Genomic DNA, 14,712 nt, shown 5'->3' on the forward strand with positions numbered 1-14,712 from the left:
ATCGAAGGCGCCCGCAGCCCCCGACAGGGCTGCGGGCGCCTCGGCGTTGCGCCAGCCGGTTTCCGCGCGGCCACAGTGTTCTTTGCCGTGTCCGCTCTCCGGGGTGCGCAGCGCCTGCAGACCCGCTGGCGGAGCCGGGAAAACCGAACTCGCATGCCCGTGGTCATCGACGACTCGTCGATCGCGAAGAAGGCCCCGCGGCTCGCGACCATCCGCAAGGGCAGGATCACCGTCAAGGAGAACGCCGCGCCGTAGGCCGTTCCGTAGGCCCTTCGGCAGGCCCTTCGGCAGGTCGTCTCGTGGACGCCCGGACGGTGCAAGTCGTCAGGGCCCCCGTATTGAGGCGTTGATCACCCCCCGGCATACTGCGTGATCCGGGGGATGACGTGTGCATGCACGAGACCACCCCCGGCCGGGTGAACGGGGATTCGCCCGGCACCTCGTCTCCAGGGGGAGTCTTGCGCAGACAAGTGAAAAGAGCATGCGCGGCGACCGTCGCAACGGCGGCCGCCGTCGCGTTGGCGGCGGGCATGACCAGCCCGGCGTCGGCGAAGCCCGCCCCCGCGGCCCACGGCCTGACGGCCCAGCACCGGATCACTCTCATCACCGGTGACCGCGTCGTCGTCGACGCCAAGGGCCGTGTCGTGGGCCTGGAGCGGGCGAAGGGCCGCGAAACCGTTCCGGTTCAGGTCCGCAAGGCCGCCGGACACACCTACGTGGTGCCGACCGACGCGGCCGCACTGATCGCCGAGGGGAAGATCGACCGGCGCCTGTTCGACGTCACCGAGCTCAACTCGTCGCGGACCCGCGCGGACCAGAAGAACGGCCTGAAGGTCATCGTCGGCTACAAGGGCGCCGCCCGTACCGCGAAGGCCGACGTCCGCGAGGCGGGCACGCTCCGCCGGACCCTGACGTCCCTGAACGCCGACGCGGTCCTCACGCCCCAGCGGGACGCGGCCGAGCTGTGGAAGGCCGTCACCGACGGCGACGCCACCGCCTCCGGCATCGCGCACGTCTGGCTCGACGGCGTCCGCAAGGCGAGCCTCGACAAGTCCGTGCCGCAGATCGGCGCCCCGACGGCCTGGGCCGCCGGCTACACCGGAAAGGGCGTCAAGGTCGCCGTGCTGGACACGGGCGTCTACGCCGACCACCCGGACCTCAAGGGCCAGGTGATCGAGGCCGAGAACTTCTCCACCTCCGCCACCACCGCCGACAAGGTCGGCCACGGCACGCACGTGGCGTCCATCGTGGCCGGCACCGGCGCGAAGTCGCACGGCAAGTACAAGGGCGTCGCGCCCGGCGCCAAGATCCTCAGCGGCAAGGTCCTCGACGACGACGGCTACGGCGACGACTCCGGCATCCTCGCGGGCATGGAGTGGGCCGCCCAGCAGGGCGCCGACATCGTCAACCTCAGCCTGGGCGGCGCCGACACGCCCGACATCGACCCGCTCGAGGCAGAGGTGAACAAGCTCTCCGAGCAGAAGGGCGTCCTGTTCGCCATCGCCGCGGGCAACGAGGGCGAGAGCGGCGAGAGGACCATCGGCTCCCCGGGCAGCGCGACCGACGCGCTCACGGTCGGCGCGGTCGACGACAAGGACAGGCTGGCGGACTTCTCCAGCCGTGGCCCCGGCCTCGACGGTGCGATCAAGCCCGATGTGACCGCGCCCGGTGTGGACATCACCGCCGCCGCGGCTCCGGGCAGCCTCATCGACGAGGAGGTCGGCGAGAACCCGGCCGGGTACCTGACCATCTCCGGTACGTCGATGGCGACCCCGCACGTGGCGGGCGCCGCCGCCCTCCTCAAGCAGGAGCACCCCGACTGGACGTTCGCCGAGCTGAAGTCGGCGCTGACGGGCTCCGCCAAGGGCGGCAACTACACGCCGTTCCAGCAGGGTTCGGGCCGCATAGCCGTGGACAAGGCGATCAGACAGACCGTGCTCGCCGAACCGTCGTCCCTGAGCTTCGGCATCGCGCAGTGGCCGCACACCGACGACACGCCGGTCACCAAGGAGCTGACGTACCGCAACACCGGCAAGGCCGCCGTCACCCTCACGCTGTCGCTGACGGCCACCAACCCCAAGGGCCAGGCGGCTCCTTCGGGATTCTTCACGCTCGGCACGAAGACGGTCACCGTCCCGGCGGGCGGCACGGCGTCGGTCCCGGTGGCCGTCGACAGCAAGCTGGGCGGCACCGTCGACGGCGCGTACTCGGCGTATGTGACGGCGACGGGCGGCGGCCAGAGCGTGCGCACGGCCGCGGCCGTGGAGCGCGAGGCGGAGTCGTACGACGTCACCCTGAAGTACGTGGGCCGTGACGGACAGACTCCCGTCCACCTCAGCGACCTGGTCGCGGCCTCGGGCGCCGACGCGGGCAAGGAGTACTTCTCCCAGAGCTCCGCGACGACCGTCAAGATCCGTGTGCCCAAGGGCACGTACCTGCTGGACTCCCTCTCCGTGAAGGACCCGACCTCGATCGAGGGCGGCGTCGACTGGCTGGTCCAGCCCAAGGTGAGCGTCACCAGGGACACCGCCATCACCCTGGACCTCGACAAGACCAGGTCCGCCGACATCACGGTCCCGGACCCGTCGGCCAAGCCGCTGTCCGCGACGGTCTCGTACGTCTACGACCCGGCGGGCACCGGTCTGTCCCTGTCCGCTCCGTCGTTCGCGGACATCCGCCTGGCGCAGGTCGGCCCGGCGGTCCCCTCCGGTCTCTCCCAGTCCTGGTTCGGCCAGTGGGCCAAGGGCGGCACGGCCGAGTACGACGTGTTCACCGGCTCCGCGGTCAAGCAGCTTCAGGGCGCGCACGTACGCCACTACAAGGCGGACGAACTGGCCACGCTGAAGCTGAACCTCGGTGCCGCGAGCAGCGGCAAGACCGGCGCGGTCGGCGCCTACGCCGAGACACCGGCCGACATCGGCTCCAACATCCCCGTCGAGCAGAACCTGCGCGGCACGCGCACGTTCTACGTGTCCACGGGTGACAAGGCGCAGTGGACGTTCGACTTCTCGCAGTACGGCGGCAAGAAGGACGCGGACGGCTTCCCGGTCCCGGAGGCGTACTACACGCTGGGCGACCCGCAGCTCCTCACCGGCGGCAGGACCTACACCAAGACCCTCAACACCGCGGTCTTCGGTCCGGTGATCAACTCCGACTACGGCCTCTTCCGGGTCGGCAACGAGATCTACGGGTATCTGCCGCTGTTCGCGGACGGGCAGGGGCACGCCGGATCCTCCGAGTTCATGTCGGTGAAGACGACGCTGTACCGGGGCGGCACCAAGGTCGGCACGAACGACGATCCGCTGTTCGGCGTGAAGCCCTTCGCGGTTCCCTCCGCCGAGGCCACGTACACGCTGACGACGTCGGTCATCCGCAGTGTGAAGGTCGCGGCGGCGTCCACCCGCATCGACGCGAGCTGGACGTTCAAGTCCAGGAAGGCGGACAGCGCCCAGCTGCCCGCCTCGACCGTCCGCTTCGGCGCGACCACCGGTCCGGACAGCCGTGTGGAGGCCGGCAAGAAGGTCACGATCCCGGTCACCGTCCAGGGCGCGGCCGCGGGCCGCAACCTCCAGTCGCTCTCGGTGTGGGTGTCGTACGACTACGGCAGGACCTGGACCAGGCTGACGGTCGAGAACGGCAGGATCACCTACAAGAACCCGGCCAAGGGCCAGGGCCTGTCGTTCCACGCCAAGATCGCCGACAAGAAGGGCAACAAGTCGACGATCTCCATCTACAACGCGTTCTACGCCAAGTGAGCCGATAGTCGGCGGACAGACGGCGGACGGCCCACCGGAAGCGATGCCTCCGGTGGGCCGTCGTGCGATGCGGTCCTGCCCGCCGGCCGTGAGGGTGCGACGCGGTCGAGTCGAGCCCGTCAGGCGTGCGGCGCGGTCGTGCCCGCGCGGGTGGCGTCCGCGCCCCAGCTCGCCAGCAGCCGCAGCGCCTCCGCCGATGCCGAGCCCGGCTCGGCGTGGTACGTCACCAGCGCCAGCTCACCGTCGTCCGGCACCCGGAACGACTCGAAGTGCAGCGCGAGGTCGCCCACCAGCGGATGCCGCAACCGCTTCAGCCCGTGGCTCTTCTCCTTGACGTCGTGCGTCGCCCACAGCCGCCGGAACTCCTCGCTCTTCACCGACAGCTCCCCGACCAGTGCCGACAGCCGCGGATCGTCCGGGTGACACCCCGCCTGGTAGCGCAGCTGGCACACGATGTCGATGGCCTTCTGCTCCCAGTCCACGAACAGGTCCTGGTACTCGGACTTGAGGAACGTCATCCGCGCCCAGTTCCGCTCCTGCGGCGGCAGCTGAGCCCAGTCCCCGAAGACGGCCGCGGCCATCCGGTTCCACGCCAGGACGTCCGCATGCCGCCCGACGATGTACGCCGGGACCCCGTCGAAGGAGTCCAGCAGCTGCCTGAGCGCCGCCCGCACCTGCTGCGTCCTGGCCGCCGGCTTCTTCTTGTGGGCCTTCGGCTTGGCGAGGTGCGTCAGATGCGCATGCTCGGCGTCGGTCAGCCGCAGCGCGCGGGCGATCGCGTCGAGCACCTCCGCGGACACGTTCCGTCCGTTGCCCTGCTCCAGACGCGTGTAGTACGCCACGGACACGCCTGCCAGCTGCGCCAGCTCCTCGCGCCTGAGCCCGGGCACCCTGCGGTGGCGGCCGAAGTCCGGCAGCCCCACGTCCTCCGGCTTGAGCCTGGCCCGGCGGGTGCGCAGGAACTCGCTGAGCTCGGCGCGCCGGTCCAGGGCCTGGCCGGCTCCCGCTGCGGGCTCCGGCAGGGACTCGAGCTGTTCATCCATACGTCCAGTATTCCCGGTCGCACGACCTGGAGCCTGACCTCGCCAGTGGTAGGACCGCTGGTCGTAGGCAGAACCGTGGTCTGGGTGACTCCGCTGCCGTCCAGCAGGCTGGATGCCGTGCCCGGTGGAAGGCAGCCGGGCGCGCGACCCCATTAGGAGAAACTCCGCATGACCACCGTTGCCGCATACGCCGCACCCGCCGCGAAGGCCCCGCTCGAGCGCACCACCATCGAGCGCCGCGAGGTCCGCGAGTTCGACGTCCTGATCGACATCAAGTTCGCCGGTATCTGCCACTCGGACATCCACCAGGCCCGTGAGGGCTGGGGCGAGGCGATCTTCCCGATGGTTCCGGGCCACGAGATCGCGGGCGTCGTCTCCGAGGTCGGCCCCGGCGTGACCAAGTTCAAGGTCGGAGACCGTGTGGGCGTCGGCTGCATGGTCGACTCCTGCCGCGAGTGCGAGAACTGCCTGCGCGGCGAGGAGCAGTACTGCCTCAAGGGCATGGTCGGTACGTACAACGCCCTGGACAAGGACGGCGAGCCCACCTACGGCGGCTACTCCGAGAAGATCGTCGTGGACGAGAACTACGTCGTACGCATCCCGGACGGCCTCTCCCTCGATGTGGCCGCCCCGCTGCTGTGCGCGGGCATCACCACGTACTCGCCGCTCGCCCACTGGAACGCGGGCCCCGGCAAGAAGGTCGCCGTCGTCGGCCTCGGCGGCCTCGGCCACATGGCCGTCAAGATCGCGCACGCGATGGGCGCCGAGGTGACCGTGCTCTCGCAGTCCCTGCGCAAGAAGGACGACGGGCTGAAGCTGGGCGCCGACCACTACTACGCCACCAGCGACCCGAAGACCTTCGAGGAGCTGCAGGGCACCTTCGACCTGATCGTCTCGACCGTCTCGGCGCCGATGGACTTCGGCGCGCTGCTGTCGCTGCTGAAGGTCGACGGCGCGCTGGTGAACGTGGGCGCCCCCGAGGAGCCGATCTCCCTCAACCTGTTCTCGGTGATCGGCGGCCGCAAGACCCTCGCGGGCTCCATGATCGGCGGCATCCGCGAGACGCAGGAGATGCTGGACTTCTGCGCGGGGCACGGCATCGGTGCCGAGATCGAGCTGATCAGCGCCTCCGAGATCAACGAGGCCTATGAGCGGGTGCTGAGCAGCGACGTCCGGTACCGGTTCGTGATCGACACGGCCACCATCTGAGAATCCACCCGACAGCACCACGTGAGGCGGCCCCTGTGGCCGCCTCACGCGCGTTGTCGGTCGAAGGTCGCAGCGGCGTGGGCCCGAAGACCGATGTGCCGCCCCCTCCCGCTCTCCTAGCCTGGAAAGTGGTTCCGGCAACCGGGGGACAGGAGGCCCGACCATGTCCGTGGAGCTCAACCACACGATCGTCGCCGCACACGACAAGGAGGCGTCCGCCCGTTTCCTCGCCGATCTGCTGGGGCTGAAGGTGGCGCCGCCGTTCGGCCCGTTCACCCCGGTGGAGATCCCCAACGGCGTGACGCTGGACTACATGGAGACCACCGGCTCGATCACTCCGCAGCACTACGCGTTCCTGGTCTCCGAGGACGACTTCGACGTGATCTTCGCCCGTATCCGGGACAGGGGCCTGAGGTACTGGGCGGACCCTTACCACCACCGCCCCGGCGAGATCAACCACAACGACGGCGGCCGGGGCGCGTACTTCGACGACCCGAACGGTCACAACATGGAGATTCTGACCAGGCCGTACGGGAGCGGCGGGGACTGAGGTTCATCCGGTTGGAGGTGCGAGCGGGCGGCCGGGCCCAAGCCCCGTCCCGGCCGCGCCGGCCTTGCGCTGCGGGGCGTGGCGCGCACCGGGCGCGTCGCCGAACCGGTCCCACCGCACTGTCGGTCGAGAGGGTCATCGGATTGCGATCGTGAGTGCGCCACCTTAGCTTCAGGGCGTCGGGATCTTCCGACAAAGTCCGCATAGGTTCTCTATGTCGGCTTTCACCCCTGGTGCCATCGAACGGAGCATTCATGTCGGTGATGACCGGTACCCAGCCCCTGCAGCAGTTCGGCCAGCAGCAGTTCGGCCAGCAGCCGATCGCGCAGGTCGTCCAGCAGACCATCCAGCAGGCCTGTCAGCAGGCGAGCCAGCAGATCGCGCAGCGCATGCAGCAGACGCTGCAGCAGATCCAGCAGGTCCAGCAGCAGCTCCAGCAGCAGGGCATGGCCCACCAGGCGCACCCGTACCTGGCCATCGCGCTGCACACGACGCTGCGCCAGGGCGTGCGGCACGCGGTGGAGCAGTCCGTGCAGCAGGCGCTGCCGATCGCGATCCTGACGCTGGTCCAGCAGAGCCAGCAGGGCATGCAGGGCCAGCAGGGCATGCAGCCGTGGGGCCCCGGCGGGGCGGGCGGCCAGCAGTTCGGCCAGCCCTACCAGCAGCAGTACCAGCAGCCCGGCTTCGGCTTCGGCCAGATGCCCTTCGGTATCGGCTGACGTCCGGCGGCGCGCGATGCGGTGTGCCCAGGAGCGGTTCCCGGGCACACCGCATCACTGTGGAAGCGCGGCCGCCCGTCACCGGATCAGGAGCAGACGAACGACGCAGGCGTGGTGAAGGTGGACGCAATGGTCAAGGAAAGACCCGGAAACAACCGGGAGAGCGGGTCCGAGGGAGCGGTTTCCGGTGGGATGAGACCCGATGGCAAGGAGACGGGGCCACACAGAAAGAGCGGCCCGTCACCGATCACGGTGCAGCCGCGCCGGGCCCGGTACATGGTGACACCCCTGCCGCAGAGTCTTCTCCCGCCGGGAGTCGCCGAACTCGGCATGGACGCCCTGTGCGACCGGCTGGAGCGTATGCCCGAGGTGACGGTGACCCGCAGACTCCGGTCGCCGGAGAAGCTGAAGTCGGCCGGAATGCACCCCTCATGCCCGGAGATCGCGGTCGTCGAGGCGGCCGAGGCCCAGGTGCCGGCCATGCGGTCGCTGCATGTGCACATCGAACCGGATCTGCCGCTGTCCGGAACCGGACCCGCCGCCGCGCCGACCGCGGGCGTGCTGCCGCTGCGCGATCCGGGGCTGGTGATGCCGCTGGAGGAGCCCGCGGAGATCTCGCTGCGCGTGTGCGGCCAGGAGGGCGAACCGCTGGCGGGCGCGGGGGTGTTCCTGATCGGGGCGACCTGGCCGAGCCAGGGCGTCACCGCGGCCGACGGGACGGTCACCCTCACCCTGGCGACCGAGACCGCGGAGACCGTCCAGTCCCTCTACGTCCGCCCCGCGGGCGGTTACGCCGACCGCTGGATCCACCGGCCCGACCTGTCGGCCACACAGGAGAACCTGGTCACCCTCACCCCGCTGGCCCAGGTCTACCCGGAGCTGGAGCAGCGGCAGCAGTACGGCTGGGGCCAGCAGGCCATGCGCCTGGACCGGCTGCCGCCCACGTTCCGCGCCTTCGGCATCCGGGTCGCGGTCATCGGTTCGGGCGTCAGCACCGAGCACCCCGATTTGCGGCAACGCGTGCGCTCCGGTGTCGATCTCGTCCGCGGCACCGACGACGGCTGGGCCCACGACACCCTGGGCACCGGCACCCATGCGGCGGGCATCATCGCCGGCGCGGACACCGGCAAGGGGATCATCGGCATCGCCGTCGACGCCGAGATCGAGGTCTGCCAGGTGCTGCCGGGCGGGCACTTCAGCGACCTGATCGCCGCTCTGGACCACTGCATCGAGCGCGAGGTCGACGTCGCCCATATCGCGGTGGCCGCGCCGTACCCTTCGGCGCTGGTCTCCCGCAAACTCGCCGACGCCTACGCGGCGGGCATCGCCTGCGTCGCACCCGCGGGCGACACCGGCGGCCCGGTCGGCTTCCCGGGCTCGCTGCCCACCGTGTTCACCGTCGGCGCGCTGGGGGTCTTCGGCTCGTACCCGCAGGACACCTCTCAAGCGACGCACGTCGGGCCGCAGTTGACCCCCGAAGGGCTGTTCGCCGCGCCGTTCAGCTGCTACGGCCCCGGGGTGGACGCGGCCGCCCCCGGAGTGGCGGTCCTGTCGTGCGCCCCGCGCGGCGGCTACACGGCCCTGGACGGTACCGGCACCGCCTCGGCCCATGTCGCCGGCCTCGCCGCCCTCGTTCTCGCCCATCACGAGGACTTCCACGGCCAGTTGCTGCCGCGTGGCCCCGGCCGGGTGCAGCACCTGTTCGAGATCATCGCCGGGAGCTGCCGCCAACTGGCCGCCCCGGGAACGCTGGAGGCCACTCGCGTCGGACGCGGCCTGCCCGACGCCCTGGTGGCCCTCGGCCTGGCCCCCGGAGTGCAGCTCGCTCCGGCCCTGTCGCCGTACGCCCCGTCCATGGCGGGATGACAACGCACCACACGGATCGGCACCCGCTCGCTCGGGGCGGGTGCCGATCCGTGTGTGTCGTTCGCGCGGAGTCCTGGATCAGCCGCCGCCGGTCGGCTCCTTGCCGGGGGCGGCGTGCCGGGGGCGGTACTTGCACGACACCTGGCCGACGAGCTCCCGGAAGCACACCAGGGCGGTGATCGGCGGAATCCCGACGATCACCATCGAGAGCACGGAGTACGAGGAGTGGCTGATGCACAGGGCCACTGCCGTCGCGGAGGCGATCAGGATGACGCACCAGGACCGCCGGGCGGTGCGGTGCTGGAAGGCCGCCCGAAGGATGGACAGCGCGGCCACGAACCACGGTCCGTACACCGTCAGCGGCCACCACTGGGCGAGCGGCGCCGGCAGGACCGTGGCGGCGATCTCGCGCAGCTGGTTGTAGGAGTAGGCGGTGGACCAGCCCAGCATCGCCACCGCGCACGCGGCGATCGTGGCGACCAGGAGCGTGACGGGGCTGAGCCGCTGACCGCCGTCAAGCATGTGGTGGGCCGGCCGGGGGCGCCGCCGGTCGATCCGGTGGCGGTGCTGGCCGTCCAGCGAGGGCGGAGCGGGGTCCACGGCCGACACGGTGGAGAGCATCTGGGCCAGCTCTTCGTCGGGGTCCCAGCCGTTCGGCGCGATGTCCGGGCCGGGGGCGCTCCACACGGGATGCGTCTCAAGGGGATCGACATGATAAGAGTGCTGGCCGAGCACATCATGATCGGATCTCAGGGCGAACTGAATGTCGTAGAGGCTTGGCTCGCCTTGAAGCCTGTCCATTCTCGAAGTTCCTCCGAGCTCTGTATCAGGATGCTCCGTCCAGAGCGCGCAGGTATTCGCTCTCCATGTCGCTGATCTTCTTGAGGAAGTCTTCAAGAAGGTCGGAACAGCCCTTGAGGCGCACGTCACCGCCGGCCGACTCGTGCCAGCCGGCGCCACTTCCGACGGGGATCTGATCTTCCGGTTCGTTCCAAGTCACGATCACCTAACGAGCGCCACCGGGCGCCCAGGTATCCGGCATTTGGGGGAATGAATCGACGGAGAATCGTTTCGCCAGTCAGATGACAGTACCCGGCCCCTGTATTTCTCACTATCCGTGCAGCGGTATTTCATTGAATATGATTTCACGGTGCGTGAGGCGTCGGGGTGAGCCGTCCCGGGAAACGCCCCCCTGCCGTGTGATGGTCGCGGCCCCCTGTGTCAGGGCGCCGGTTCGGTGACGATGGCGTCCCGGAGGCTCTCGACGATGGCGAGCAACTCCGACCGTTCCTGCTGCGGTACCTCGAACTTGTCGAGTGTCCGGTTGAGGTCGTCCATGAAGGCCACCCACTCGGCCCCGGTGATCAACATGTCGCGATGGGAGTCCTCCATCGCGCGCCCCGTGTACCGCTGCGGCCCCCCGGTCGCTTCGCCGACCATTTCCGTCACCAGGTACTTGAACCCTGGAGGCAGTACGCGGTGGTGCGCCTCGTCGACGCGAGGATTCGCGTTCAGGCGGTCGTCGACCATGATCCGATCGATGAAATCGTCGACGACGGTGGCAATGCTGTATATCCCGCCGAGGCGCTCGTAGAGCGAGGTTGGCTGCATTTCCCCTTCCGCCTCCTCCGTATGCGCGGTGCCTCGCGTCCGATCACGCCAGCGTGACGGCATCGCCGCGCCGGATCGTGCCGCCCGCGATCACATCGGCGTAGACCCCCACATTCACCTGGTTGTGCTGCGCTGCCGTGCGCAGGATGCCGGCGTCCTGCGGCAGGTCCCCCTGCGGCAGCGTGATCATGACGCAGCGGGAGCAGGGGCCGGTGACCTGCAAGCGGACCTCGTCGCCGATCGCCAGCGCATGACCGACCCAGTCGTTCTCCACGAAGCCCTGCTCGTCCGGGCCGGTTGCCACGACGATGTTCGGCCGGAACCGCCGAACCTCGAAGCGTCCGTCGGGATACAGCGCGCGCAGCCGATCGATCGTCGCCGTCGTCACCAGGTGGACGACCGCGATGTCGAAAAAGGTCCCCGCCGGCATTTCCCACTCGGTCACGGTGTCCCGGTGATCGAGACCCGCCATATCGGGCCAGTACTCCTCGGCCGTCGCGCCCGGAAACCCGTCTTCGCCTCGCGTCTGCGCAAGCACGACCTCCCGGCCGAGCGCTTCGGAGAGGATCTGCGTCAGGAGGGGATGATCGCTCGTCACGGCCGTTCCATCGGGCAGGGTCAGACGGACGGCAGGGAGCGTCGATTCCACCTGCGGAGGCTCGACATAGGCAGCGCGAAAATCGAAGAAGTTACCCCACTTGCGTGGGTTCTTGGCGCCCGCGACCTTTCCCGTCGCTTTGTCGACGACGGCGAATCGCCGATCCCCGACGAGCCCGTGCTCCGTGACGCCGGAGGCGTTCAGCTCCTCTCCCAGCATCGACTTCACCGGGTAGCGCCACAGTCCGACAACCGAGGCACCCCCCGCATGCGCCGAACGCGAGAGCGAGTGCGACGGGTCCGTCTGCATGACGGCCTCCCTCGGGTGAGTGCACGAGCCAGGCACGTCGGATCAGCCCCCCTTCCAGCGGAAAACCTCGCCGTCCTCCTGTCAAACGGACTGCGGAACACGGCAGTGGGCTGTGCCGGTGATGATCGGGGCCGGCTTCCGGCGCCGCAGACGCCCGTCGGTCACGACGCCCCCTGGGACGGCCACAGGCATGGTGGCCCGCTGTGGCGCTGCCGGCGGGCAGGAACTGCCGTCCGATCGTCATCGCGTCAGTGCGGCAGCGTCGCCGGGCTCCCCCCGTTCGCCTCGTACCCGGCCACCGCCAGCGCCCGGTACACCGCGTAGTCCGCCGCCGGATCGGCGGTCAGGGTCCAGGGCAGCGCGCCCACGTGGCCGTCGATGTGGACGAGCTGGGCCATCGCCTCCGCCCAGCGCTCGCTGCGGACCAGGAAGAACACCAGCAGATGGCGGACGTGCGCCAGCATCGGGTCGTCGGGGCGGGCCGAGTGCACCGCGTGCAGCGCGCCGTGGACGGCCTTCGTCACGACCTCGCTCCGGTAGAAGCTGCTGACCAGGTTCACCTCGGGAAGGTGCTCGAAGACCGCGAACAGGGGCATGGCCGCGAGAAGCGAACCCTGCGGGGCGCGGGCCGCGGCCGCCTCCGCGAAGGAGTACGCCAGCTCCCGCGAGCCGTGCCACTTCTCGCACCAGTAGTGCAGCGCCGCCAGGTGCGCCCCCATGTGGGTGGGCGCCCGGTCGAGGATCTTCAGCCACAGCTGTTCGAACTCGGGCTGCGGGTAGGCAAGGCCGCGGGCCACGGACAGCTCGACGATGTAGGGGACCGGGTCGCCGGGGGCCAGCAGCGCCGCCTCCCCGCACGCCGACCTGGCCTCCTCCATGATGATGCGGAACTCCTCCGTCCCCGGCGTCGACGTGCGCCACGCCTGCTGCACCAGGAACTCCGCGTGCACCGCCGCGCCCCCCGCGTCCTTGGGCGCCTCGGCCCGCCACACCCGCAGCCACTGTCCGCCCGGCGTCTCGCTCACCCCGCCGGGCCGCTGCTGCAGCTCCAGGGACGCTGCCCCCGCGAAGGCCTGCACGCGCTGCCAGCGCGTCTCGCCCTCCGCCTCCGTACCGGCCAGGAGCTGGGCGGCCGCTCGGTGGTCCTGCGTGCGCTGCACCACGTCCAGGACGTCCAGCAGGTCCTCGTCGGGGCCCGGCATGCGGACGTCCAGCTCCTCCTGGCGCACGAACCCGTAGTTCGCCGGGTCCGCGGCGTCCGGGTCGCCCGGCGAGACCTGTTGGATGCCCGCTCGCCGGCGCATGAGGACGGGGAACAGGACCACGCTGAACAGGGCCAGTGCCATCAGGACCCAAAGAATCACCATGGGCCCAAGCGAACCAGACCGGTCCGACACTTGGCCATCCTGGTCGCCACGCCTGTGGAAAACCCCGCCGCCGGGCCCGTTCCGGGTGCGGGCCGCCCCCGATCCCGGCTGCGGAGGGCACGGTTCCCAGCTGCGGCGGCCCCGTTCCGGGGCGCCCGGCCTCGCGATCCCGCGTCCGGGCCGTCGGCGCACTACCCTCGGAACCCATGAGCGACAGGCACATCAGTCAGCACTTCGAGACCCTCGCGATTCACGCGGGGAACACCGCCGACCCCCTCACGGGCGCGGTCGTCCCGCCGATCTACCAGGTCTCCACCTACAAGCAGGACGGCGTCGGCGGGCTGCGCGGCGGTTACGAGTACAGCCGCAGCGCCAACCCCACCCGCACCGCCCTGGAGGAGAACCTCGCCGCCCTGGAGGGCGGCCGGCGAGGCCTCGCGTTCGCGTCCGGACTGGCGGCCGAGGACTGCCTGCTGCGTACGCTGCTCGCCCCGGGCGACCACGTGGTGATCCCGAACGACGCCTACGGCGGTACGTTCCGCCTGTTCGCCAAGGTCGTCTCCCGGTGGGGCGTCGAGTGGTCGGTCGCCGACACCAGCGATCCGGCCGCCGTGCGGGCCGCCCTCACCCCGAGGACGAAGGTCGTGTGGGTGGAGACCCCCTCCAACCCTCTGCTCGGCATCACCGACATCGCCGCCGTCGCTCAGATCGCCCGTGACGCGGGCGCCCGGCTCGTCGTCGACAACACGTTCGCCACCCCCTACCTCCAGCAGCCGCTCGCGCTCGGCGCGGACGTCGTCGTGCACTCCCTGACCAAGTACATGGGCGGCCACTCCGACGTCGTCGGCGGGGCACTGATCGTGAACGACCAGGAGCTCGGCGAGCAGCTGGCGTACCACCAGAACGCGATGGGCGCGGTCGCCGGCCCGTTCGACTCCTGGCTGGTGCTGCGCGGCACGAAGACGCTCGCGGTGCGCATGGACCGGCACAGCGAGAACGCCACCAAGGTCGCCGACATGCTCAGCGGGCACCCGCGCGTGAAGCGCGTCCTGTACCCGGGCCTGCCGGAGCACCCCGGTCACGAGGTCGCGGCGAAGCAGATGAAGGCGTTCGGCGGCATGGTGTCCTTCCGGGTGGAGGGCGGCGAGGAGGCGGCCGTCGAGGTCTGCAACCGGGCCAAGGTGTTCACCCTCGGCGAGTCGCTCGGCGGTGTGGAGTCCCTGATCGAGCACCCAGGGCGCATGACGCACGCGTCCGCGGCCGGCTCGGCCCTCGAGGTCCCCGCCGACCTGGTCCGCCTCTCCGTGGGCATCGAGAACGTCGACGACCTCCTGGAGGACCTGAAGCAGGCCCTCGGCTGAGGCACCGCCTGATCCCCGGCCTCACCAGTCGCTGATCGGTGGAGTCGTCGTCGACGGCGGCTCCACCCAGGGGCGGGCGACCGACGCCCATACGGTGAAGGCGAGCGCCGCGGCCACCAGGGCCAGCCAGAGCACACGGAGGGCCACCGTGCGGCGGCGCAGCAGGCGGCTGCCGCGCCGCACCACGTCCCCGTACAGGTCCGGCGGCACCGGAGGCGGTGTCCGCTCCAGCATCCGCCGCACGGTCGCCTCCCGTTCGGACACGTTCACCGGGCACCTCCTCGGGCGCACGGCCCGCCAAGGGCACTTCGGCGGTGCGCGGCG

The 14,712-nt window shown here is 70.3% G+C and carries 13 protein-coding genes and 1 pseudogene; 7 read left to right on the plus strand and 7 right to left on the minus strand.

Features of this window, described 5'->3' with window-relative positions; all coding sequences use genetic code 11:
- Positions 1 to 159: 159 nt before the first annotated feature.
- Positions 160 to 255 (plus strand): annotated as a pseudogene (locus SY2F82_RS12110) (ABC transporter ATP-binding protein); the annotation flags it as partial.
- A 275-nt stretch (positions 256 to 530) separates the two neighbouring features.
- Positions 531 to 3,755, plus strand: a complete 3,225-nt coding sequence (locus tag SY2F82_RS12115) for a S8 family serine peptidase (protein WP_200419004.1) — start codon at positions 531 to 533, stop codon at positions 3,753 to 3,755.
- Between the two features lie 119 nt (positions 3,756 to 3,874).
- On the opposite strand, the gene SY2F82_RS12120 is transcribed toward SY2F82_RS12115, so the two are convergent.
- Positions 3,875 to 4,798 (minus strand): helix-turn-helix domain-containing protein, encoded by a 924-nt coding sequence (locus tag SY2F82_RS12120; RefSeq protein ID WP_200419005.1) that lies wholly within the window; start codon positions 4,796 to 4,798, stop codon positions 3,875 to 3,877.
- A gap of 168 nt (positions 4,799 to 4,966) precedes the next feature.
- Here SY2F82_RS12120 and SY2F82_RS12125 point away from each other — a divergent pair, with 168 nt between their 5' ends.
- The 4 genes from SY2F82_RS12125 to SY2F82_RS12140 all read left to right on the plus strand — a co-directional run bounded on the left by SY2F82_RS12125 (position 4,967) and on the right by SY2F82_RS12140 (position 9,142).
- Complete coding sequence (locus tag SY2F82_RS12125) at positions 4,967 to 6,007, plus strand: NAD(P)-dependent alcohol dehydrogenase (RefSeq protein WP_200419006.1); 1,041 nt, start codon at positions 4,967 to 4,969, stop codon at positions 6,005 to 6,007.
- Positions 6,008 to 6,170: 163 nt separating this feature from the next.
- Entirely contained in the window at positions 6,171 to 6,557 is a 387-nt protein-coding gene (locus tag SY2F82_RS12130) for a VOC family protein (protein WP_200419007.1), read from the plus strand.
- A 254-nt stretch (positions 6,558 to 6,811) separates the two neighbouring features.
- Positions 6,812 to 7,276, plus strand: a complete 465-nt coding sequence (locus SY2F82_RS12135; protein WP_200419008.1) for a hypothetical protein — start codon at positions 6,812 to 6,814, stop codon at positions 7,274 to 7,276.
- A 276-nt stretch (positions 7,277 to 7,552) separates the two neighbouring features.
- Entirely contained in the window at positions 7,553 to 9,142 is a 1,590-nt protein-coding gene (locus tag SY2F82_RS12140) for a S8 family serine peptidase (protein ID WP_236041375.1), read from the plus strand.
- A 78-nt stretch (positions 9,143 to 9,220) separates the two neighbouring features.
- On the opposite strand, the gene SY2F82_RS12145 is transcribed toward SY2F82_RS12140, so the two are convergent.
- From SY2F82_RS12145 to SY2F82_RS12165, 5 genes are all read right to left on the minus strand, one after another.
- Positions 9,221 to 9,829 (minus strand): DUF2637 domain-containing protein, encoded by a 609-nt coding sequence (locus SY2F82_RS12145; protein WP_236041377.1) that lies wholly within the window; start codon positions 9,827 to 9,829, stop codon positions 9,221 to 9,223.
- A 139-nt stretch (positions 9,830 to 9,968) separates the two neighbouring features.
- On the minus strand, positions 9,969 to 10,142 hold the full coding sequence (locus SY2F82_RS12150) for a hypothetical protein (RefSeq protein WP_200419011.1): 174 nt from the start codon (positions 10,140 to 10,142) through the stop codon (positions 9,969 to 9,971).
- A 221-nt stretch (positions 10,143 to 10,363) separates the two neighbouring features.
- Positions 10,364 to 10,753, minus strand: coding sequence for a group 1 truncated hemoglobin (locus SY2F82_RS12155; RefSeq protein WP_200419012.1), 390 nt, complete (start codon positions 10,751 to 10,753; stop codon positions 10,364 to 10,366).
- Positions 10,754 to 10,796: 43 nt separating this feature from the next.
- Positions 10,797 to 11,660, minus strand: a complete 864-nt coding sequence (locus SY2F82_RS12160; protein ID WP_200419013.1) for an MOSC domain-containing protein — start codon at positions 11,658 to 11,660, stop codon at positions 10,797 to 10,799.
- Between the two features lie 248 nt (positions 11,661 to 11,908).
- On the minus strand, positions 11,909 to 13,027 hold the full coding sequence (locus SY2F82_RS12165) for a hypothetical protein (RefSeq protein ID WP_200419014.1): 1,119 nt from the start codon (positions 13,025 to 13,027) through the stop codon (positions 11,909 to 11,911).
- 206 nt (positions 13,028 to 13,233) lie between these two features.
- Between SY2F82_RS12165 and SY2F82_RS12170 the strand changes: the two genes are divergently transcribed.
- Positions 13,234 to 14,388 (plus strand): cystathionine gamma-synthase, encoded by a 1,155-nt coding sequence (locus tag SY2F82_RS12170; RefSeq protein ID WP_200419015.1) that lies wholly within the window; start codon positions 13,234 to 13,236, stop codon positions 14,386 to 14,388.
- A gap of 21 nt (positions 14,389 to 14,409) precedes the next feature.
- Here the strand turns inward: SY2F82_RS12170 and SY2F82_RS12175 are convergent, their stop codons facing one another.
- The gene (locus tag SY2F82_RS12175; protein ID WP_200419016.1) at positions 14,410 to 14,658 is read right to left on the minus strand and encodes a hypothetical protein; all 249 of its coding nucleotides are present in this window, start codon (positions 14,656 to 14,658) and stop codon (positions 14,410 to 14,412) included.
- Positions 14,659 to 14,712: the final 54 nt, after the last annotated feature.

This window comes from Streptomyces sp. Y2F8-2 (assembly GCF_014905555.1).
Lineage (GTDB): Bacteria > Actinomycetota > Actinomycetes > Streptomycetales > Streptomycetaceae > Streptomyces > Streptomyces cynarae.

Coding starts and splice junctions, on each gene's coding strand:
- SY2F82_RS12160 (WP_200419013.1), bottom strand. CDS start 11,660: ATGCAGACGGACCCGTCGCACTCGCTCTCGCGTTCGGCGCATGCGGGG.
- SY2F82_RS12120 (WP_200419005.1), bottom strand. CDS start 4,798: ATGGATGAACAGCTCGAGTCCCTGCCGGAGCCCGCAGCGGGAGCCGGC.
- SY2F82_RS12115 (WP_200419004.1), top strand. CDS start 531: ATGACCAGCCCGGCGTCGGCGAAGCCCGCCCCCGCGGCCCACGGCCTG.
- SY2F82_RS12135 (WP_200419008.1), top strand. CDS start 6,812: ATGTCGGTGATGACCGGTACCCAGCCCCTGCAGCAGTTCGGCCAGCAG.
- SY2F82_RS12155 (WP_200419012.1), bottom strand. CDS start 10,753: ATGCAGCCAACCTCGCTCTACGAGCGCCTCGGCGGGATATACAGCATT.
- SY2F82_RS12165 (WP_200419014.1), bottom strand. CDS start 13,027: ATGGTGATTCTTTGGGTCCTGATGGCACTGGCCCTGTTCAGCGTGGTC.
- SY2F82_RS12125 (WP_200419006.1), top strand. CDS start 4,967: ATGACCACCGTTGCCGCATACGCCGCACCCGCCGCGAAGGCCCCGCTC.
- SY2F82_RS12170 (WP_200419015.1), top strand. CDS start 13,234: ATGAGCGACAGGCACATCAGTCAGCACTTCGAGACCCTCGCGATTCAC.
- SY2F82_RS12130 (WP_200419007.1), top strand. CDS start 6,171: ATGTCCGTGGAGCTCAACCACACGATCGTCGCCGCACACGACAAGGAG.
- SY2F82_RS12140 (WP_236041375.1), top strand. CDS start 7,553: ATGGTGACACCCCTGCCGCAGAGTCTTCTCCCGCCGGGAGTCGCCGAA.